This window comes from Streptomyces sp. NPDC056600 (assembly GCF_042792855.1).
In the GTDB taxonomy this organism is placed as follows: domain Bacteria; phylum Actinomycetota; class Actinomycetes; order Streptomycetales; family Streptomycetaceae; genus Streptomyces.
In genome coordinates this window covers 1-20,055 of record NZ_JBHTVQ010000066.1, presented here as the reverse complement: position 1 = coordinate 20,055, position 20,055 = coordinate 1, and the positions used below count along the sequence as shown (strand labels likewise).

The following is a 20,055-nucleotide window of genomic DNA, read 5'->3' as shown; positions in this document are numbered from 1 at the left end:
CTTCACCTGCCCGTCGTCGACCCAGGCACGAGAACGGTCCGCCGACCCGGTCGGCGGACCGCCACACAAGATCGAGGCCGACGGCTGCGGGGCCGCCTCGCCCGTCCAGCGCCGCGTCATTCGGGCGACTTGAGCATCTCCTTGAGGATGCGCTGCAGCTCCGTGCGGTCCCGGGGCGTGATCCTCGCCAGCCTGCGGTCGTACTCCGCCGCGAGCGACGCGAGCGCGCGGTCCCGCGCCGCCTCACCCTCGGCGGTCAGCACGAGCCGATGGCGCCGGAGGTCCTCGTCGTCGATCTCGCGCCGCATGAACCCCTTGGCGACGAGGTTGCGGACGTACACCGTCACGCTTGCCCTGGGAAGCATCAACGCGGCCGCGATCTCGGCAGGGTACGGCGACGCGGCCACCTCGGCCAGCACGAAGAACTCCTTCGTCTCCAGCCCGAGTTCCGCCAACTCCCCGCTACAGGCATCCATCACGGCACTCAGCAGTCTCTGGTTCAGCGTCCACAACTGCGCCCCGTCGACCGTCACGCGGGCACTCCTTTCGTCCAGGTGGTACAGTTCTGAACTAGTTCCAAACTGTACTAGATTCATTCCGTACTGAACTGCTACGGAACAAACATCTCACGAAGGACGTCCTCGTGATTCAGCACCTCACGATCCCGCGCGGCCCGATCGACCTGGCGGCCGACCTCCACCTCCCGAACAGCACACGGTCCACCCACGAGGCGGCTTCGCTGCCTGCCGTGGTGCTCTCCACCCCCGGCAGCAGCGTGAAGGAGCAGATCGGGGCGAACTACGCGTCCCGGCTCGCCGCCCGCGGCATCGCGGCCCTCGTGTTCGACCCCGCTCACCAGGGTCGGAGCGGCGGCGCGCCCCGCGACCTCGAAGACCCCTACCGCCGCGGCGAGGACATCTCCTACGCGATCGACACGCTCACCACCGTTCCCGGGATCGACCCGGAGCGCATCGGCGTCCTCGGCGTCTGCGCCGGCGGCGGCTACGCGGTGCACACCGCCCGAACAGACCACCGCATCAAGGCAGTCGGCACGGTCGTCCCCGTCGACATCGGCACCGCGTTCCGCGGCTTCCAGCCGAACGGCGCGGCGTCCGCGCTCGACCACTTGGCCGACGCGCGCATCGAGGAGTCCCGCTCCGGTGAGCCGGCCCGGGTGAACTGGCTGCCCGACACCCTGGAGGAAGCCGCGGCGGTCGGGCTGACCGACATCGACACGATCCAGGCGATCACCTACTACCGCACCGAGCGGGGCGGGAACGCGCACTCGACGAACCGTCGCCTCTCGCGCAGCGATTCGCTGCTGCTGGGCTACGACGCATATCACCTGGTCGACCAGCTCATGACCCAGCCGCTGCAGGTCGTCCTCGCCGGACGCACCGGCAACACGGGCTCCTACGAGTCCGGTATGCGGCTGTGGAAACTGGCCCCCAACCCGGTCGACCTGATGGTGGTCGACGGCGCCGGCCACTACGAGATGTACGACGAGCCCGAGTACGTCGACGCCGCCGTCGACCGGCTCGTCGACTTCTACTCGAACAACCTGTAGACGGCACAAGAACGGTCCGCCGATGTGAAGTCGGCGGACCGTTCACGCGCGATCGAGGCCGGCGGCAACGTCGCACAACTGTCCGGCGCTGAGCACTGAGCACTGCACCATGCACAACAGCCCGAGCCCGCCTTCAGGGCAGTCGCACCGACGGTCGGCGGATGTCAGACCGCGCGCATGCCGCCGTCGACGGCGAGGTTCGCCCCGTGCACGAACGAGGCCGCCGGGGAGGCCAGGAAGGCGATCGCTGCGGCGATCTCCTCCGGCTCGGCCGGCCGCTGTGCCGGGGTGGTGGCCGCGAACGCCTTCATCTGATCGCGCATCCCGGCGTTGGCAGGCGTCAGGACGACCCCCGGGGCAACCGTGTTGACACGCACGCCCTGGGGCCCGTACTCGGCGGTCCACGTGCGAGTGAGTGATTCGAGCGCCGCCTTGGTGGCCGAGGTCAGAGCGATTCCCGCTACGCCCTTGCTCGCCGCGGCCATGGTCACGTTGATCACCGCGCCTTCGCCACGGGAGGCCATCGCCGGCGCCAGGGCCGCAGTGAGGAAGTAGGGTGCGCGGAGGTTGACCGCGACGCGCAGATCGAAGTCCGCGAGTGTGGTGTCGGCAGTCGCCGAGTACGAGCCCGGGTCGAACGCATTGTTGACCAGGACGTCGACCCTGCCGTGGACGGTCGTGGCCCGCTCCGCCAGCTCCTGGATCTGTGCCGTGTCGGAGAGGTCCGCGAGCAGCAGCGTCGCTTCGCCGCCGGCGGCCTCGACTTCCTTGCAGACCTGTTCTCCCCGGGTCGTGTCACGGCCGTGGACGATCACCGACATGCCCGCCTCGGCGAGCGCGAGAGCGGTCGCCCGTCCGATGCCGCTCGTCGAGCCGGTGACCAGTGCCGTACGCCTTGCCGTCATGGTGGGTCTCCTTACTGTGGAATGAACACTTGTGCATGCGAGGGATCGGCCCGTCCGGGGATCCGGGCGACTCCGTGAGAGTCCGGTCGTCCAGGCGCGCCGTGCCAGGCATGACGTGATGGATGCCGTCTCGCGTCGACAGCCCCGCAGGACTTCCTGCGGTGTGGCGGGCCCGGGTCTCTTAGCCGAAGTGCTCGGGGCCCGAGGCCTGATGGTCGATCAGCCAGTCGATGAGGAATCGGAAGCGGTCAGCGCCGTCCGGCCGGCTCGCTGGAGCGGCACACCGACTGTGTGGCCGTCCTGAGCGCCTCGCGATGGAGCGTGTCCAGTCGTTCCCGCACTGCCCCCGACCTGGTGGCGAGGGCCAACTGCACCGTGCAGGCGATGGGCTCGCGCAACTCCTCCGTCTCCTTGAGCTCTTGGAGCAGGGCCGTGGTCAGTTGGTCGAGCTGCTCGCGAATCGGACCGAGGTCGGGGCGCGTCGTGGGCGCCTCCTCCGGGTGAGCGGTCCAGCGAGCGAAGAGGCCCTTCTGCACGGCCCTGCTCGCGGTGATCTGGTCCTGGAAGAACGCCACCGCCGTGTCCGGGTTCACCCCGGCAGCCTCGGCCTGGGTCCGGACCTGCTCCAGCACCTGCGCCTCGCGCACCGGGTCCTCGATCGGCGAGCCGGTGCCGAACTTGGACGCCGCCACGTCGTCACTCACGCGGATGCGCTGTATGAGAAGGTCCGTCAGAGCACCGAGCCCACCGAGCGACTTGGCCGTCTCGACCGTGCCACCGACGGTTTCGGCGTTCACGGGGCGCCCGCAGCCATGGCCTGAGGAACGGCCGGTACGGTTGCGTCCCCCAGGCAGCCGGTGATCACAGCGAAGCGTGTCATGTTGTTTCGCAGTTCAATGGTCTACCTCGGCTTTCGATGTACGCGGTGCGGGGGCGCCGACTCAGAGGCACCCCCGCACTCCTGCGCGGCCGGCACGGCAACCTTGGCCACGGCCGGCCGGTGCACCACATGATCACGCCAGGGCGGTACGACACGGTGCCGTTCCACCGGGTCCGGTCGGCGTGCGCCGGGCAGCGGAAGCGATCCCGTGCCACTGGTCGGCTCCGCCCCGGGAGTGGCCGACCAGCAGCACGTGCGCCTTGATCGTGGACAGCTGGCCGGCCAGAGCCTCCCGGCGGTCAGGCGGTCAGCTGGCGGAGCATCTCGGCCGAGTCGTGCAGGTTGGTCATGTGGACGAATCGGCCGTCACGGACCTTGTAGATGGCGTACTCGACGATCTTGAACGAGGCGCCGGAGGGCGGGACGCCGAGCCACTCCTTCGCCGGGGTGCCGGTGTTGATGGCGCGGACGGCGATGCCGTCCCGATCGAACAGCAGTTCGTCGACCTCCCAGCGGATGTCCGGAACGGCGTCGACGATCCCCTTCAGGACCGTGACGACGTCCTCGCGCTTACCGGCATAGTCGCCGAGCATCACCTCGTCGTTGATGAACTCGTCCATGCGGTCGAACTCGTGGGCGTTGAGCGCGTCGGCGTAGCGCATGTACCAGTCACGCAGCTCGTTCTGGGTCATGGCGGTCATGGCAATTCTCTCCTCTGTGTCGCAAAGGGCAGCTCCGATCTGCCCAAACTTCTGCACCGCTCGGTGCAGAATGCGACACTACCAGTTCAGCACCGATCGGTGTCAAACCTGTAGGATGTGGCCATGCAGAAGTCACAGATCGGCCGCCCGCGAGCGTTCGACGCCGAGGCGGCGCTCGAGAAGGCGATGACGGTCTTCTGGGCGCAGGGGTACGAAGGTGCCAGCCTCACCGACCTGACCGAGGCCATGGGCATCTCCCGCAAGAGCCTGTACGCGGCCTACGGCAACAAGGAGGATCTGTTCCGCAAGGCGTTGCAGCGCTACGAGGAGGGGCCTGGCGCCTACGTCGCCGAGGCGCTGCAGGCGCCCACCTCGCGCGAGGTCGCCATGGCCTTCCTCGCGGGCTCGGCCCGCGCCAACACCCTGCCCGGACTCCCCGCCGGCTGCCTCGGCGTCCAGGGCGCACTGGCCACCGGCGAGACCGGACAAGTTGCCCGCGACACCCTGGCCAAGTGGCGTGCCCACGGCCAGGCGCTGCTCCGGGACCGGTTCCGGCAGGCCGTCCAGGCGGGCGACCTGCCCGCCGACGCCGACCCGGAGAAGATCGCCCGCTACGTCATGACGATCGCGAACGGCGTGGCCGTACAGGCAGCCGGCGGTGCGACCTGCGAAGACCTGCAACAGGTGGCCGACGCGGCTCTGCGGAACTGGCCGCCGGCCTGACGCCACAGGCCCCATGGCACGAAGCCCCGCCGCGCGGCCCGGCCCGGCCTGGGACCGCCCAGGCCTCCGTGCGGCGACAGCCTGGGCGTCAACGGCGACGTCACCAGCGGAAACCCGCTGACCGCCCGGCCATGGGGGGAGACCCGCTCATGGGGTCTTGAGCGCGCCGCCGTCCACCACCCAGTTGGAACCGACCGCACTTGGCATTGTCGGAGACGCCAGCAGCAGCACCGCGCGAGCGATCTCGGCCGGGTCGATCAACGCGCCGGTCACCATATCGGCTTGCTGAGGCAGCATGGCCAACAGTTCGTCCTTGTCGAGCCCCATGTGCGCCGCGAGATCGGCACCGATACCGTCCTCGCTCGTCCACGCGGAGGTCCGCGTGCCGGCCGGCGTGACGACGTTGACCCGAACCCCCGTTTCCGCGACCAGCTCGGCCAGACCGCGGGAGAAGGCGTTGAGCGCGGCCTTGGCCGCCGAGTAGGACACCGGTACCCGTCGCGGGTCGCGGGCGTTCTGCGAGCTGATGCTCACCACCGAGCCCCGGGACCGGGTCAGCGCAGGGAGCGCGGCCCGGGTGGTCTCCACGGCGGCGCCGAGGTTCAGGGCGAAGACGCTTGCCCAGACGTCGGCCGCGCCACCGAAGGGATCGGCAAGTACCTCCGGGGACGGGTTCCCGCCGCCGACGTTGTTGACGAGGACGTCGAGGCGCGGATCCAGCTCGAGCACGCTCTCGACCATCCGCTGCGCGGCACCGGGCTCGGCGAGGTCGGCGGAGACGAACGTGGCGCCGGTGGCCTCGAGTTCGGATGTGGTCTTCCGGGACACGGCGACAACGTCGGCGCCTTCGGCAAGGAAGGCTTTGACGATCGCGAGGCCGATGCCCTTGCTCGCCCCGGTGACGAGGACGCGCTTGCTCGTGAGATCGAGATCCATGACTGCTCTCCAAGTTCGAGGCCGACCTGTCTTCACGGTCGGGTCTCGGAGTTGCGGGGGCGCTGTGTGCGCCCGCTGGTACGTTCACGCTAAACCTGTAATCGGACGACATCGTCCGTTTATCTTGAAGTGAGAGAAACTGCCTGCTCAGCCGTCTCACAAGCCGTCCGAGCACGTCGACGACGTGGCCGACGACGCGGATCCGGCCGGCCTGCGCGCCGCCCGGCACCGACCCGGAACGCCCCCTCGAAGCCGCGCGCGAGGCGTTAGGAGTCCAGGGCGTTGACGCCCGCATGAGCGCCGTCGCCCGCCGCGTCGGCGTGGCCACGCTCCACCGCCGCTTCCTCATCCGCACCGTGCCGGCCACCGCTGCCTTCGCCGAGCAGCTCGCCCTGTGCGCGCCGGCCTTCGACGAGGCTCTCGTCCTGCTGCCAGGCGGTGTTCATCGGCTCGATCAACGCCCACTGCTCGTCCGGGTGAACCGTCGGGGTGACGGTTCTGTCGTCCCGCCACACATCTCAACATGGACATGCGCACCAGGCAGGCGCCTTCCGAAGCGCATCCTCTGGAGTGCGCGACGGGCAGGAGGCCAGGACATCGGCACGCACCGCCACACGGAGTCGGGTGGGCGGTTCAGCGGGCGAACAGTCCCCGTTGCACGACCGTGCTCGCGGTGATCAGGTCCCGGAAGAACGCCGCTGCCGCATCCGGGTTCACCCCGGCGGCCTCGGCCTGCCCCCGGACCTGGTCCAGCAGCTGTGCCTCACGCACCGGATCGTCGAAGGGCGCGCCGGTGCCGAACCTGGCCGCCGCCACATCACCGCTCAAGCGGATGCGCGCGACGACGACGTCGGTCAGCGGGCCGCGCCCGTCCGGCCCGCTGGTCGTCCTTCGCGGGTTCACCTGCCCGACGCGCCTTCCGATGTACGAAGACGGCAGGGCGCCTGGGCTCTACGAGAGGGCCGGCAGGGGAATCGCGCGGAAGACGTCGTCCGGGTCGAAGCGGCGCTTCAACGCCAGTACCCGGTCGGTGTTCGGGCCGTAGGCATGGGCGATCCGCGCGGTCTCGCCCGGTCCGAGCAGGTTGGGGTAGCCGCCCGGCATCGCCTCGGGCTCGAGGGCGTCGGCCACGTGGCCGGCCCAGTCACGGTGCTCCGCCGCGCGGGTGTCGCCGGGTTCCCAGAGGGCGATGACCTCGATCATGAGGTGCGGGTCGCGATTGCCGAACGCCGTGTCCGCCACGGGGACGCGTGCCGCGGCTCCGTGCAGGCTGTGCACCGACACGGCCGAGAGGGGCGAGGTCAGCGTGTGGCCCGCGAGGCTCAGCACGTCACGCACGCCCGAGGTGAGCGACGGTACCGACCGGGGGCGGATCTCGACGTGCCGGCCGACGGGAAACTGCGCGTCGACGGCCGCGAGCATCTCGGACATGGTGGTCGGGGCGACCTGGGAGACGAGGGGCGGGCCGAGGGTGCCGAGCCGTGCCAGCGCCCGCTCTCCCGCCGCCACGTCGTCGCCGCTCCAGGTGGGCGAGAGGAACACCACGGGCCCGCCGTCCGGGCCGGACAGGACGCCGGACTGCACGGTGAGTTCGTCCGGACTCTCGAGCAGGACGTCCGACAGCCCGTCCAGTACGCTGTCGGCCCGGTCCCACGGGTAGATCACCATGCCGGACAGCAGCGTGGGCACGTGGTGCAGGCGCACCCGCATCGAGGTGACGAGGCCGAAGTTCCCGCCGCCGCCCCGCAGTGCCCAGAACAGGTCCGGTTCCCGCTCGGAGTCCGCGGTGACGACCGAGCCGTCGGCGAGCACCACGTCCGCGGACAACAGGTTGTCCAGGGCGAGGCCGAAGCGACCGCCGAGCGGTCCGTAACCCCCGCCGAGCGTCAGCCCGGCCATGCCCACGGAGCCGGCGGTGCCGGTCGCCGCGGTCAGGCCGAAGGGCTGGGCGGCGGCGACGAGATCGGCGGCCGTGGCCCCTCCCGACACCTCGGCGACCTCGGCCACGGGATCCACCGTCACCCGGCGCATGCCGGAGAGGTCGATGGTCAGGCCGCCGTCGCTCAGGGCCCTGCCGGCCCAGTCGTGGCCGCCGCCGCGAACCGACAGGGGCACTCCGTACGTGTTCGCGGCCAGCACGGCGGCCCTGGCCTCGGCCGGGTCGGCGCACCGGACGACCACGCCGGGACGGGAGGCCGCGGCGCCGTTCCAGATGGTCCGGCCGGCGTCGTAGCCCGGCCCGGTGGTGACGACTCGTTCCGCGTCCACCGTGCGTCGCAGGGTGTCGACGAGGCGGGTGAGTGGCCGGGGTGTGGGCACGGACATGTGCACCTCTCTCTTGGACGTCCGAACAGAACATGTGCGCCCGGCCGACAGCCTGGGGCTGTCGGCCGGGGATGCCCGCAGCGTCCCCGCGGGTGGGACGGTTCTGCGGGACGCGGTTCACCGGGTGTGGCGGGCAGCGTCCTCGATCACCTGCGTGACCGCACCGGGACGGCTGATCATCACGGCGTGGGAGGCGTCGACCTCCTCGGTGTGCGCGCCGGCTCGCTCCGACATGAAGCGCTGGACGTCGGGAGCGATCGCGTGGTCCTGGCGGGTGACCAGGCTCCAGGACGGGATGGTGCGGAACGCCTCCTCCACGCTGGCGTCGGTGACCGCGTTGGTGTTCGCGGGCCGCTGGACCACGGCCAGGTCCGCGGCCGTGCTCCTGTCGACGTCACCGGCGAACACGTCCCGGAAGTGGGCCGGATCGATGGACACCTCCACCCCGTCCGGGACGGGGGTCGACACCAGCGGGATGGACGGCGAGGTCCTGGCGGCCAGATCGCCCACCGTCTCCCCCTCCACGGGGATGAAGCCGGCGATGTAGACCAGGGCCTTGACCTCGGGGTCCGAGGCGGCGGCGTTGGTGATCACCGCGCCGCCGTAGGAGTGGCCGACCAACACCACGGGTCCATCGATGGTGGACAGGTAGCTGGAGACGTACGCCGAGTCGCCGGTCAGCCCCTGCAGGGGGTTGGCGATGGCGCGCACGGGATAACCGTCCTTGCGCAGCCGCTCGATCACCGGCGACCAGCTGGAGGAGTCCGCCCACGCTCCGTGGACCAGGACGACGGTCGGCTTCGCGGAAGCGGCGGCGGAAGCTCCTTCGCCGGTCGCCATCGCCACGCCCGAAGTGGCGGTGGCGCCGAACAGGGCGAGAGCGCCGGCGGTGAGCGCGACGCGGCGGGGGATACGAATACGCATGAGGCAACCTTCGAGGTAGAACGTTCGGTCTTGCTGTTGCCCATTAGAGGCGTCCGGCGAACCAATTGTCAAGACCGAACGTTCTATCTCTTGTTGACGTTCCGACGATCTGAGCGCCTCGACCTGCTGAACGATGTCGGCGCCCGGTTCCTGTCGCGGCCGCGGACGATGGCGTCGGCGCCGCATGCGACCAGGTCCAGGGTCGAAGCGGTGGCGCGGTCGATGCCCGAAGGACACCGCGACGCGTTCCGGGTGACATGAGCGAGTGCCCCTGCGCGGAAGCGAGTACCCCTGCGCAGAGGAGGGCCGGGCACACACCGCGCGGCCGGGCCACTGCCGCAGTGCGGAGCGCCCCGGACCGGCTCGCGTGCTACACCTCGGCCCGTAGATCCTGGGTGCCCAGCACGGCCAGCAACTCCAGCTTCTCCGCTGTGTCCGTGCCGGACACCGGGGTGAACCACAGCAACCGCTGGCGGCCGTCCTCACTCGACAGGCTGAGGCAGTTCAGGTGCAGACTCCCCAGTGAGGGGTGACGGACGCGCTTGCGGTCGGAGCGCCTGACCGCGACCTCGCGCTCCACCCAGAGGCGGGCGAACTCCTCGCTGCGGCGCTCCAGTTCGGCGATCAGCAGTGAGGGCTCCTGGTCGCCGCGACCGCGTCGGCCGACAGCCGCGCGCAGGTCGGCGACGAGGGTCCGGGAATGATGCTCGTGATCGTCCTCCGGATACAGGGAGCGAGCCCGCGGATCACCGGTGAACCACTGGTGGACGAAGCTCGCCCCCGGACCCGTCGCCGGCGCGATCGGGCCGAAGAGGGCATCGGCGAGGCGGTTCTGCGCCAGCATGACGTGGAGGTCGGTGCAGACGAAGGCCGGCACTGCGGCGAGGCGGTCCAACAGGTCGGACATGGCGGGATGGAGGTGTGCCGACGAGCCTGCCGAGGACGGCAGCGGTCGGCCGGCGAGGCGGTAGAGGTGGTCACGTTCGTCGCCCGTGAGCCGCAGGGCACGGGCCAGCGCTGCCAGCATCTGCTCCGACGGCTGGGCTCCACCGCGCTCGATCTCGATGTAGTAGTCGGTCGAGGCTCCGGCCAGCATGGCGACCTCGTCGCGTCGCAACCCAGGAACCCGGCGCCGGGGCCCGGCGACCAGGCCGACGTCCGAGGGCCGGACACGATCACGCCGGGATCGGACGAACACGCCCAGTTCGGTCAGATTCACCCTTCAAGTATCCATGCCCGGGCCTGCCGGACCCAGGGGGTCCCGACCCCTGGGTAAGTGCCCACTGGTTCCCGTCGACCGTCGGTCCCATCGTGGAGGCGTCACCCAGGAACCACCGACAGAAGGAACGGCACAGTATGTCCACCACCACGATCGCCCTGGTCACCGGCGGAAACCGCGGCATCGGCCGCTCCGTCGTCGAAGCTCTGGCCGCCGACGGCAGGGACGTCGTCCTCACCTACCACTCCCACGAGAGCGAGGCGAAGGAGGTCGTCGAGGCGGTGGCGGCACAGGGCCGCGTCGCCGAGGCGATCCAGCTCGACATGACCGAACCGGCCTCCTTCCCCGGCTTCGTCGACGCGGTGCGGCACGCCCTGAACGTCCGCTGGGGCCGCCAGTCCTTCGACATCCTGGTCAACAACGCCGGGTTCGCGCTGCACACTCCTCTGGGTGCCACCGACGAGGAGACCCTGGACCAGCTCTTCGCCGTCCACGTCAAGGGTGTCTTCCTGCTCACCCAGGCCCTCGCGACGGCCCCCGACGGCACGGCTCCCCTACTCGCCGACGGTGGCCGGATCATCAACTCCTCGAGCGGGCTCGCCCGGTTCGTCACGCCTCCCTACGCCGCCTACGGGGCGGTCAAGGGAGCGGTGGAGGTCCTGACCCGCTACTGGGCGGTCGAGCTCGGCGGGCGCGGCATCAGTGTCAACACCGTCGCGCCCGGCCCGGTGAACACCGACTTCGACGGCGGCTACCTCCGCGACGAGGGCCTCCAGCAGATCTTCAGCGGGCTGACCGCCCAGGGCCGGATCGCCCACGCCGACGACATCGGTCTTGCCGTGGCAGCCCTGGCGCGCGAGGGCACCCACTGGATCACCGGCCAGCGCATCGAGGCGAGCGGCGGCTTCCGCATCTGACGCCGTGCCCCGGCGGCGGAAAGCGGAGGTGCCGGCTGAACCCGTTGGGGGCGCCGAGGGCCGGCCCGACACCACAGGCGGAGCGCTGAGGAAGCGTGCGCACGGGCGTAGAAGATCTGGACGTGTTGAACGTACGGCAACGCGAGGCTCCTCCTGGCCTGATGCACCAGATGTGTCCCCGCTCCCATCAGGCGCCTCCGACAACGGGAACCGCACGGCCCACCCGACGCCACATGCCCGGTGGGCCGTGAGCGATGTCCGCACCGAGGCGGCCGGGCGGAGCATCACAGCATGAGTGCTCCTCCACCCGGCGTGCAGCACATGGCCCTCGACGTTCTCCTGTCGCCCGACCGCGGGACGGACCCTCCGGATCAGCCGATCCGGGCAACCACCAGGTGGCCTTCCGCCGGGTACCGGCGAGGGCTTCGAGGACTCGGGAGAGGGGTCGGGTCTCGAGGGCCGGAGCTCTCCTTGCTGATCGTCTCAGGGTGCGTCGAGCTGCGGGTCCGGTGCTCGACGATCTTGGTCGGCAGGGGGTCCGTGTGCGTGCTGACCTTGTTTCGGACGACCTGTGGGAGCGGGTGGCCCCGCTCCTGCCACCCGCTGCCGAACGGCGCCGCCGGCGTCTCGGGCGGTTGCGTGTTCCTGACCGGACAGCACTCGCCGACGTCCTGTTCGTGCCGCGGACCGGTGTCGCCTGGCGGCGCGTCCCGGCGGAGACGTGGGCTGTTCCGGAGTGACGGCCTGGCACCGACTACGGGACTGGACCGAGGCCGACGTCCGGCCACGCCTGCACGCCGCCCTGCTGACCGAGCTTCGCCGCGCGCACCTGCTGGACCTGGACGACTGCTCCGTGGACGGTTCGGACGTCCTGGCCCTCAATGGGGGGATCACGTCGGCCTCTCTCCCGTCGACCGTGCCAGCCCCGGCTCCAAGCATCCATGGACCGCCGGTGTCACCGCAGGCCGGCGTTCTGAAACGATCAGCCAATGGCGTCCCTGAGGAGTTCGCGGCCGGGGCTGCGGACAGCGAGCGCACTTCGGGGTCTGGAGCGGCGAGCCGCCGACGTAGTTGCCGGTTCTCCGGCCTCGAAACGAGGCACCACGGGGGGCGTTGCCCAGGAGGAGGGTATTGCACGGAGCCCGGTTGGGGCCGTGGTGCGGCCGGCCCAGCGCTCAGACTTCGTGAGAAGCTCAACCTTCGCTGCGACAGTCAGGCGCAACGCCATCGCCGCCTGCACCGCGAGTCTCGACCTGAACCTGATGTGTACCAGCCACCCGCGGACGATCGAGGGCGCCCGCCCGATGTCCGCGGGTGGACCGCTGGAGGCCGGTGGCAACGCCGGTCCTGGATGGATGGCCGTCGCCGACGGGACCGGGAGGCCCCGTCGGAACAGAACCCGGCGTACAGCCCTGACTCGCCTGCCCTCACCTCCACCTGCGGAAACCCCGTCGCGTCTGCCGGATCTCCGGCACCCGGGGAGCTCCTGAGGAATTCCCCGGGGATTCCCTTCGCGTCGCCGGCCGGGTCACTGCGTGACGGCCGGGGGCCGGCGGTCACCGGGGGCGAGCAGGAGGACCTCGAGGGCGCGGGCGCAGGTGTCGGCCTGGGTGAGGAACCAGGGCATGCGGGCGCGGGTGATGACCTCCGGGGTGGCACGCACCGCCAAGGCGAAGCGGGCGGACTCGGTGTGGTCGAGGACGGGCACCGCCAAAGTGCGCACGCCGTGGGCGGACTCGCCGTCGTTGAGGGCGTGCCCCGCAGCCCTGACTCGCCGCAATTCCGCCGCCAGCAGGGCCGGTTCGGTGATGGTGCGGTCGGTGAAGCCGGGCAGCGGAGGCAGTGACCCGGGGCCGCCCTCGCCCGGGCGGGGCCAGGCGAGGAGGACCTTGCCGAGGGCCGTGGAGTGCAGCGGGCGGCGCAGTCCCACCTTCGGGGTGACCGAGCCGCCGGCCACGATCACCGCGTGGGGGCCGCTGCGCAGTGCCAGGTCGGCGGTGGCCCCGGTCCGCCGGGCGAGGTCGGCCAGCTCGGGGGCGGCCAGGTGCAGGCCGCGCTGGTGGTACGACAGGCGTCCCAGCTCGGTGACGGCGGGGCCGAGGCGGTAGCGGGCCGTCCGGGCGTCCTGCTCCAGGAAACCGGCGCCGAGCAGGGTGCGGGCCAGCCGGTGCGCGGTGGACGTGGAGAGGTCCAGGCGTCTCGCGAGTTCCGAGGCACTGAGGTCCGGCGCGTTGTCGTGGAAGCTGTGCAGCACGTTCAGCGCGCGGCGCACCGCCTGCACGCCTGAGGGCGTCGCGTCCCCGTCGGGGGTTGGGCGCATCTTGATCCGGTTCCTCTCATCGCCGGCCGCCGGGGCCGCCGGCCCCTGGTTCGGGCGGTTTTTGGTCCCACATGGCGGCATGTGAGTATCCGTCGCACCGACTGGGTGGAGGGCCTTGGAAGGCATCGTGAAACATTGCGTTCACCTTCGTTCCCACATCATGGGAAGCCGCTTGCCCGTACGTCCGAAGCCGTGCCAGGCTGCGGTCATCGCCCCGGCCACCGGGCCGGGCGGACGTCCAGCGGCTCGGAAGGGAGCAGGGTGATGCGCACAGCCGTCCTCGTCCCGTCGGCTCCCGTGCGGTGCAGTCTCACGCTGCGCCGCCACATCGACTTGGCCCGCGTCTCCAGCGCCGCCTGTCGCTGAACCTCTCCCAGCCGCCACTCCGGTGGTCCCGGCTGCCCTTCGCCTTCGCCCACGCCGAAGTGGAGCGCGCCTCCCTGCGCTCGTCGCCGACGGCCGGCCGTCAACACGCCCCGTCAACACGCCGCGGTACGCCGTGCGGCCGTCGCGCCTGACCGGGTGACGTCGCCGTCCGCGTCGCCGTCGCTGCGCACGGACGTCGCCCGGGGCTGACCTGCCCCGCCGCACCGAACGGCGGCTCCGCGCCCCGCACCTCGCCCCAGCCGTCCCTCCAGGGAAGAGACCATGACGCATGCCCCCGTGCCCGTGAGCGGGCCCGACACCCTCTGGTTCACCCGCTGCCCGGTGCCCACGGCCACCGGCGTCGCCGCCGACCGCGACTGGCTCGCCGCCGAGTTCGCGCCGGACGGCATCACCGTCCGCTCCCTGCAGGACGCCGCGCCCGACGTGGACGACGCCCGGCGCGGGACCCACTTCACCCACTCCCTGCCGGGACTCTTCCGGGAGGGCGGCAACGTACCCGCGCTGTGGGCGCGCTCACGCGGTGAGCGGACCCGGCTGATCGGGCTGACCTGGATCGAGGAGCGCCAGGCCGTCCTGGTGGCCCCGGAATCAGGGATCCGGGGCGCGGCCGCCCTGCGCGCGCTGCGGCTCGCGGTGCCCGAGCACGACATCGCCATCGACTTCTGGCGGGCCATGGCGCTGCGCGGCTTCGAGGGCGCGCTGGCATCCGCCGGACACACGCTGGAGGACGCGGTGCTCGTCGACGTCCCCGCCGGCGACCACCGGGGGCAGTGGGCGGACGAGCTCGCCGCCCTCATGCGCGGCGACGTCGACGCGGTGTACGTCAAGGGCGCCCTGGCGGTCGAGGCGGCGCGTCGCGCGGGCGCCGAGGTCGCGGTCGAGCTCGACGAACTGCCGTCGCGCACGCACCGGGTGAACAACGGCACGCCGCGCCCCATCACGGTCCACCAGAGCCTGCTCGACGAACGCCCCGACCTCGTCGACCGCTTCCTCGCCGTGCTGCTGGGCGCCGCCGACTGGGCGGAGGGGCGGCCGGAGGAGGTCAACCGGATCCTGGGCGCCGAGACCGGAGCAGGCAGCGAGGGCGTCCGGGGGGCATACCGGCCCGGAACGCACCGCGCCCTGCACCCCGATCTGTCGGAGGAGCGCCTCGCCCTGCTCGCCCAGCAGGAGTCCGCGCTTCGGGCGCACGGCTTCCTGCCGGAGCCCGTCGACGTACGGGCCTGGGCGGACCCCGAGCCGCTGCGCCGCGCCCGCCTGCTGGCGGCGGACCGCGACCGCGCGTCCGTCTGACGCGGGCGCACCCCGCCCGGTCCGTGCCCCGGCCCCGAACCCCGTGAAGCCCACCCCGCACACCCCTGAGGAATCCGTCATGCCCATATTCAGAGTCCGTGTCCTCCCCGCCTTCCTCGCGTCCGCCGCGGTGCTCGCCGCGGCCACCGGATGCGGCACCTCCGAGGCCGCCGGAGGTGGCGGCGGCGCGAACGCCGACGGCGGCGATCCCGTGGTCATCCGCATCCCCGACCCCGGCAACTCGGGTGTCCTCGCCGTCGGGAAGAAGGACGGATCGCTGGACAAGGCGCTCGCGAAGGTGAACGCGAAGGTCGCCTGGACCGGCAGCGCGGGCCCCTTCGCGCCCGCCGCCCAGGCGCTCAACGCCGACCAGCTGGACATCGCCACCGGCTCCATCACCTCCGGCATCACCTCCCTGACCCAGAAGCCCGGGTTCAAGTTCTTCACCGCCACCGCACCCGACCCCGCCGGAGAGGGCATCCTCGCCAGGAACGGCTCCGGGATCGACTCGGTCAAGGACCTGGTCGGGAAGAAGGTCGCCGTCAACCAGGGCGGCACCGGCGAGTACCTGCTGCTCAAGGCCCTCGCGAACGAGGGGATCTCCCCGGACCGGGTGGAGCGGGTCTACCTGCGCCCCGACCAGACCGCCGCCGTCTTCAACGCGGGCAAGGTCGACGCCTGGGCGGTCTGGGCCGCGTACTCGGTGGCCGAACTCGGCACCGGGAAGGCGCACTTCGTCGCCGACGGCAAGGCCATCGGCTCCGACAACTACAGCCTGACCGCGGTGCGCACCGCGTTCGCCGAGGAACACCCGGAGGTCGTCAAGGCCCTCTACGCCTACCTGCACGAGGGCAGCGCCAGGCAGAAGCAGGACCCGGCCGCCTACCTGAACGTCAACACCGACGCCGGGCCGCAGGCACTGAACGGCGAGGCCAAGCGGATCCAGATCGACTTCACCGGCAAGGGCTCCACCGTCGAGCCCATCCGGGACGCCGACATCGAGCGCTTCCGGAACGTCGCACGGTTCTACGCCGAGCAGAAGGTCACCCGCAGCGAGGTCGACATCGCCGCCCACCTGATCGACGTCGAGAAGCTGTCATGACGCCGGCCCAGACGACCCCGGCCCAGGCGCCCCCGGCGCCGGGTCCGGCGGGTCCGGCGGGTCCGGCGGGTCCGGAAGCGGCTGCCGCGGCGTCCACGGCCACGGTGTCCACAGCCTCCACGCCCGCGGTGAGCACGGACCGCGGCCGGAGGGCTCCGGTGCTCGTGACGCCCCGGGCGCCCGTGCGGCGTGCCCGCTCGCGCGCCTACGCGACGACCCTGCGGGCCCTCGGCCCGCTGCTGCTCCTGGTGCTGTGGTGGGCGGCCTCCGCCACCGGGGTGCTGACCCCCGACGTCCTCGCCTCGCCCGCCGGCGTGGTGCGCGCGGTCGGCGAGCTGTGGGGCAACGGTCAGTTGGGCGACGCGCTCACCACCTCGCTCACCCGCTCCGGCATCGGCCTGCTCATCGGCCTCACCGCCGGCCTCACCCTGGGCGTCGTCACCGGCTTCACCCGCCTGGGCGACGAGCTCCTCGACTCGTCGCTGCAGACCCTGCGGACCATCCCGTTCCTGGCGCTGGTCCCGCTGTTCATGGTGTGGTTCGGGATCAACGAGATCGCGAAGATCCTGCTGATCGCCGTGGCGACCACCTTCCCCATGTACGTCTCCACCGCCGGAGGGGTCCGCAACACCGACCAGAAGCTGGTCGAGGCCATGCGCAGCTTCGGGATGAGCAGGCTCGCCGTCGTGCGGGAGGTCGTCCTGCCGGGCGCGCTGCCCTCGCTGCTCGCCGGGCTGAGGCTCTCCATGACGCTCAGTGTGATCGCGCTGATCGCCGCCGAGGAGATCAACGCCACCGCCGGCATCGGCTACCTCATGGCGCAGGCGCAGAGCTACGCCCGCACCGACGTCCTCGCCGTCTGCATCCTCGTCTACGGGCTCCTCGGCCTGCTCGCCGACGGGATCGTCCGGCTGCTGGAGAGGGTCCTGATGCCCTGGCGCGCGGCGGGACGGGGGGAGAAGCGATGAACGCGGCCGTACAGGTGAAGGGCCTGCGCCGGGTGTTCGGCGACCGACCCGTCCTCGACGGTCTCGACCTCACCATCGGCCAGGGCGAGTTCGTGGCCCTGCTGGGGGCGAGCGGCAGCGGGAAGACGACGCTGCTGCGCATCCTCGGAGCCCTCGACGGCGCCGACGAGGGAGAGGTGCTGGTGCCCGAGGCCCGGACCGTGGTCTTCCAGGAGCCGCGTCTCGTCCCCTCCAAGCGCGTCCTGGCCAACGTGACCGTCGCGCTGCCGCGCGGCGAGGCGGCGCGCGGTGCGCGGGCACTGGCCGAGGTCGGGCTGGCCCGGCACGCGCGGGCCTGGCCCGCCACCCTGTCGGGCGGCGAGGCGCAGCGCGTCGCCCTGGCCCGCGCCCTGGTCCGGGAGCCCGAACTCCTGCTGCTGGACGAGCCGTTCGCGGCGCTCGACGCCCTGACGCGGCTCAGGATGCAGGACCTCGTGGGCGAGCTGTGCCGGACCCACAGGCCTGCGGTGCTGCTGGTCACCCATGACGTGGACGAGGCCGTGCGGCTGGCCGACCGGGTCTGCGTCCTGCGCGACGGCCGGCTCGTCACCGACGAACCCGTCACCGTCGCCCGGCCGCGGGAGCCGAGCGACCCCGCCTTCGCCACCCTGCGCAGACGGCTCCTGCGCGACCTGGGGGTGGGGCCGGAGACCGCCCCCGCGGCGACCCCGGTGCCCGGGGCCGAGCTCGCGTCCGCGTCCGCGTCCGACAACCGTCCGTGAACCTCTCCCGCACCCGCGCCTGAACCCGTAACCGCCCCCGCACGCACCCCGTAACCGCCCCCGAACCGTAACCGCACCCGAACCCGATCCCGGAGTGATCCGTCATGACCGTCACCATCGGCGTCCACAACAGCAACCCCACCCTGTACTACCTGTCTCGCCTCGACCTCGCCGCCGAGGAGCTCGCCGCCGTCGGCGAGACCCCCGTGTTCCACGTGTACACCGACGGCGTCCGCACCGGGGCCCTCCTCACCGAGGGCGTGATCGACTTCGGCGGCACCGGCTCGACCCCGCCCATCACCGCCCAGGCCGCCGGGCACGACATCGTGTACACCGCCGTCTCGGCCCCGCGCCCCGACCACGGCGCCCTCCTGGTCACCGAGGACGGCCGGGTGCGCGAGGTCACCGACCTGAAGGGCGGCACCGTCCACCTGGCGATCGGCTCCTGGCAGACCCACCTGATCGCCAAGGCACTCGACGACGCCGGCCTGTCGTACGCCGACGACATCACCGCCGTGCGCGCAGGCGAGGACAGCGAGGCCCTCCTGCGCTCCGGGGAGATCACCGCCTGGGTCGCGCAGGGCCCGCAGCTCGCCGCCGCGCTGCGCACCGGCGGGGTCCGCGTGCTGGTCCCCACCGCCGACGTCATCACCGACCGCTCGGTGTTCTTCACCCGCAGGGAGCTGGCCGAGAAGCGTCCCGAGGTCGTCGAGGCGCTGAACCGGGCGCTGCGGCGCGCCGACGAGTGGGCGGCCGCCCACCCGCGGGAGGCCGCCGAGATCGCCGCCGGGCACCAGGGCGGCACTGTCGACGACTGGGAGACGGCGCTGCGCGCCCTGCCGTGGAAGACCGAGGAGGTCGGCGAGGCGTTCCTGGCCGAGCAGCAGGAGGCCGCCGACATCTTCGCCCGCATCGGCTTCGTCGAACGGCCGGTGACCGTCGCGCACGCCGTCGCCGGCCGGGACTGAGAGGCCCGCGACATGGCCTCCGAAGTCCTCTGGTACATCATTCCCCGCGAGGGCGCCTACCCGTGGGAGCCGGGCGGCCGCAGGCAGGTCGACCTCGGCTACCTCCAGCAGCTCGCCGGCACCGTCGAACGCCTCGGCTACACGGGTGCGTTGCTCGCCACCGACTTGTACGACGTGTGGCCGCTGGGCAGTGCCCTGTCCGCCGCCACCAGCAACCGGTTCAGGCCGCTGCTCGCCGTGCACCCCGGCCTGATCTCGCCGACCCTGCTGGCCAAGATGGCGCTCAGCTTCGACAACCTCTTCGGCGGACGACTGCGCTTCAACGTCGTCAACGGCTCGACCAAGGTGCTCGGCGAGTACGGCCTCCAGGTCGGACACGACGAGCGGTACGAACTCAGCGCCGAGTACTGGTCGATCGTGAAGCGGCTCACCGCCGGAGAGGTCTTCGACCACAAGGGCCGGTTCTACGACCTGAAGGGCGCGGGCTCCTCCTTCCGCGACCTGCGGCCGGTCCAGGCCCCGCACATCCCCCTGTGGTTCGGCGGTTCGTCGGAGCCGGGCATCGAGATGGCCGCCCAGCACGTCGACGTCTACCTGACCTGGGGCGAACCCCCGCACCTGCTCAAGGAGAAGCTCGACCGGGTGCGGGCTCGGGCCACCGCGTACGGGCGGACCCTGCGCGTCGGACTGCGGCTGCACCTGATCGTCCGTGACACCGAGGACGAGGCGTGGGCCGCCGCCGACCGGCTCCTGGACGTGACCAGCGAGGCCACCTACGCCCGGCAGCTCGGCAGCGAGGAGGCGAGCGACGGGGTGGGCTGGCAGCGCCAGTTCCGCCAGCACGGCGGCAGGGTCCCGGCCCGGGCCCGGGAGCTCGAGGTCCACCCCAACCTGTGGCCGGGCATGAGCCTGTTCCGGCCGGGGCCCGGCACGGCCGTGGTCGGCTCCACGGCACAGGTGATCGAGCGTCTCAAGGAGTTCGAGGACCTCGGGGTCGACACGTTCATCCTGTCGGGCAACCCCCTCCTGGAGGAGGCGTACCGGGTGGCCGAGACGGTGCTGCCCGCACTCGGCGTCCGGCGGTGACCCGACCCGCTCCCGGCACGTCGTTCCCCGCTTGAGACACGGCCCGCGGTGGCCGGTTCCCCACGGCATAGAC

General features: G+C 71.7%; 20 protein-coding genes and 1 pseudogene. 10 read left to right on the top strand and 11 right to left on the bottom strand.

Annotated features, from left to right (window positions below; all coding sequences use genetic code 11):
• Positions 1-116: 116 nt before the first annotated feature.
• Positions 117-533 carry a MarR family winged helix-turn-helix transcriptional regulator gene (locus ACFRAV_RS26355; RefSeq protein WP_382558774.1) on the bottom strand — a complete coding sequence of 139 codons (417 nt, stop codon included), beginning with the start codon at positions 531-533 and terminating at the stop codon, positions 117-119.
• Positions 534-643: 110 nt separating this feature from the next.
• Between ACFRAV_RS26355 and ACFRAV_RS26350 the strand changes: the two genes are divergently transcribed.
• Positions 644-1,567: an alpha/beta hydrolase gene (locus tag ACFRAV_RS26350; protein WP_382558771.1), complete on the top strand. Its 924-nt coding sequence runs from the start codon at positions 644-646 to the stop codon at positions 1,565-1,567.
• Between the two features lie 164 nt (positions 1,568-1,731).
• Here ACFRAV_RS26350 and ACFRAV_RS26345 read toward each other — a convergent pair whose 3' ends face one another.
• The 3 genes from ACFRAV_RS26345 to ACFRAV_RS26335 all read right to left on the bottom strand — a co-directional run bounded on the left by ACFRAV_RS26345 (position 1,732) and on the right by ACFRAV_RS26335 (position 4,053).
• Entirely contained in the window at positions 1,732-2,472 is a 741-nt protein-coding gene (locus tag ACFRAV_RS26345) for an SDR family NAD(P)-dependent oxidoreductase (RefSeq protein WP_382558769.1), read from the bottom strand.
• 248 nt (positions 2,473-2,720) lie between these two features.
• Positions 2,721-3,269: a chorismate mutase gene (locus ACFRAV_RS26340; RefSeq protein WP_382558767.1), complete on the bottom strand. Its 549-nt coding sequence runs from the start codon at positions 3,267-3,269 to the stop codon at positions 2,721-2,723.
• 382 nt (positions 3,270-3,651) lie between these two features.
• Positions 3,652-4,053, bottom strand: a complete 402-nt coding sequence (locus tag ACFRAV_RS26335) for an ester cyclase (RefSeq protein ID WP_382558765.1) — start codon at positions 4,051-4,053, stop codon at positions 3,652-3,654.
• Between the two features lie 123 nt (positions 4,054-4,176).
• Between ACFRAV_RS26335 and ACFRAV_RS26330 the strand changes: the two genes are divergently transcribed.
• Positions 4,177-4,776 (top strand): TetR/AcrR family transcriptional regulator, encoded by a 600-nt coding sequence (locus ACFRAV_RS26330; RefSeq protein ID WP_382558763.1) that lies wholly within the window; start codon positions 4,177-4,179, stop codon positions 4,774-4,776.
• A gap of 147 nt (positions 4,777-4,923) precedes the next feature.
• On the opposite strand, the gene ACFRAV_RS26325 is transcribed toward ACFRAV_RS26330, so the two are convergent.
• The 6 genes from ACFRAV_RS26325 to ACFRAV_RS26300 all read right to left on the bottom strand — a co-directional run bounded on the left by ACFRAV_RS26325 (position 4,924) and on the right by ACFRAV_RS26300 (position 10,180).
• The gene (locus ACFRAV_RS26325; RefSeq protein WP_382558761.1) at positions 4,924-5,712 is read right to left on the bottom strand and encodes an SDR family NAD(P)-dependent oxidoreductase; all 789 of its coding nucleotides are present in this window, start codon (positions 5,710-5,712) and stop codon (positions 4,924-4,926) included.
• Positions 5,713-5,978: 266 nt separating this feature from the next.
• On the bottom strand, positions 5,979-6,170 hold the full coding sequence (locus ACFRAV_RS26320) for a hypothetical protein (protein ID WP_382558759.1): 192 nt from the start codon (positions 6,168-6,170) through the stop codon (positions 5,979-5,981).
• 175 nt (positions 6,171-6,345) lie between these two features.
• Complete coding sequence (locus ACFRAV_RS26315) at positions 6,346-6,615, bottom strand: chorismate mutase (RefSeq protein WP_382558757.1); 270 nt, start codon at positions 6,613-6,615, stop codon at positions 6,346-6,348.
• A gap of 48 nt (positions 6,616-6,663) precedes the next feature.
• Positions 6,664-8,037, bottom strand: coding sequence for an FAD-binding oxidoreductase (locus ACFRAV_RS26310; RefSeq protein ID WP_382558755.1), 1,374 nt, complete (start codon positions 8,035-8,037; stop codon positions 6,664-6,666).
• A gap of 117 nt (positions 8,038-8,154) precedes the next feature.
• On the bottom strand, positions 8,155-8,961 hold the full coding sequence (locus ACFRAV_RS26305; RefSeq protein ID WP_382558753.1) for an alpha/beta fold hydrolase: 807 nt from the start codon (positions 8,959-8,961) through the stop codon (positions 8,155-8,157).
• Between the two features lie 370 nt (positions 8,962-9,331).
• The gene (locus tag ACFRAV_RS26300) at positions 9,332-10,180 is read right to left on the bottom strand and encodes a helix-turn-helix domain-containing protein (RefSeq protein ID WP_382558751.1); all 849 of its coding nucleotides are present in this window, start codon (positions 10,178-10,180) and stop codon (positions 9,332-9,334) included.
• 137 nt (positions 10,181-10,317) lie between these two features.
• Between ACFRAV_RS26300 and ACFRAV_RS26295 the strand changes: the two genes are divergently transcribed.
• Both ACFRAV_RS26295 and ACFRAV_RS26290 read left to right on the top strand, forming a co-directional pair.
• Positions 10,318-11,097 (top strand): SDR family NAD(P)-dependent oxidoreductase, encoded by a 780-nt coding sequence (locus ACFRAV_RS26295; protein WP_382558749.1) that lies wholly within the window; start codon positions 10,318-10,320, stop codon positions 11,095-11,097.
• Between the two features lie 509 nt (positions 11,098-11,606).
• A pseudogene (locus ACFRAV_RS26290) lies at positions 11,607-12,075 on the top strand (transposase); the annotation flags it as partial.
• Between the two features lie 550 nt (positions 12,076-12,625).
• Here the strand turns inward: ACFRAV_RS26290 and ACFRAV_RS26285 are convergent.
• Entirely contained in the window at positions 12,626-13,417 is a 792-nt protein-coding gene (locus ACFRAV_RS26285; protein ID WP_382558747.1) for an IclR family transcriptional regulator, read from the bottom strand.
• A gap of 648 nt (positions 13,418-14,065) precedes the next feature.
• Here ACFRAV_RS26285 and ACFRAV_RS26280 point away from each other — a divergent pair.
• The 6 genes from ACFRAV_RS26280 to ACFRAV_RS26255 all read left to right on the top strand — a co-directional run bounded on the left by ACFRAV_RS26280 (position 14,066) and on the right by ACFRAV_RS26255 (position 19,982).
• A complete protein-coding gene (locus tag ACFRAV_RS26280) occupies positions 14,066-15,097 on the top strand; it encodes an ABC transporter substrate-binding protein (RefSeq protein WP_382558745.1) in 1,032 nt (343 codons plus the stop codon).
• 79 nt (positions 15,098-15,176) lie between these two features.
• Positions 15,177-16,199 carry an NrtA/SsuA/CpmA family ABC transporter substrate-binding protein gene (locus tag ACFRAV_RS26275; protein WP_382558743.1) on the top strand — a complete coding sequence of 341 codons (1,023 nt, stop codon included), beginning with the start codon at positions 15,177-15,179 and terminating at the stop codon, positions 16,197-16,199.
• A gap of 158 nt (positions 16,200-16,357) precedes the next feature.
• Complete coding sequence (locus tag ACFRAV_RS26270; RefSeq protein WP_382558741.1) at positions 16,358-17,167, top strand: ABC transporter permease; 810 nt, start codon at positions 16,358-16,360, stop codon at positions 17,165-17,167.
• Positions 17,164-17,928: an ABC transporter ATP-binding protein gene (locus tag ACFRAV_RS26265; protein WP_382558739.1), complete on the top strand. Its 765-nt coding sequence runs from the start codon at positions 17,164-17,166 to the stop codon at positions 17,926-17,928. Before ACFRAV_RS26270 ends, ACFRAV_RS26265 begins: the two co-directional genes overlap by 4 nt.
• 104 nt (positions 17,929-18,032) lie before the next feature.
• Positions 18,033-18,896: an ABC transporter substrate-binding protein gene (locus ACFRAV_RS26260; RefSeq protein WP_382558737.1), complete on the top strand. Its 864-nt coding sequence runs from the start codon at positions 18,033-18,035 to the stop codon at positions 18,894-18,896.
• Between the two features lie 12 nt (positions 18,897-18,908).
• Positions 18,909-19,982, top strand: a complete 1,074-nt coding sequence (locus tag ACFRAV_RS26255; protein ID WP_382558735.1) for an LLM class flavin-dependent oxidoreductase — start codon at positions 18,909-18,911, stop codon at positions 19,980-19,982.
• The last annotated feature ends 73 nt before the right edge of the window (positions 19,983-20,055 follow it).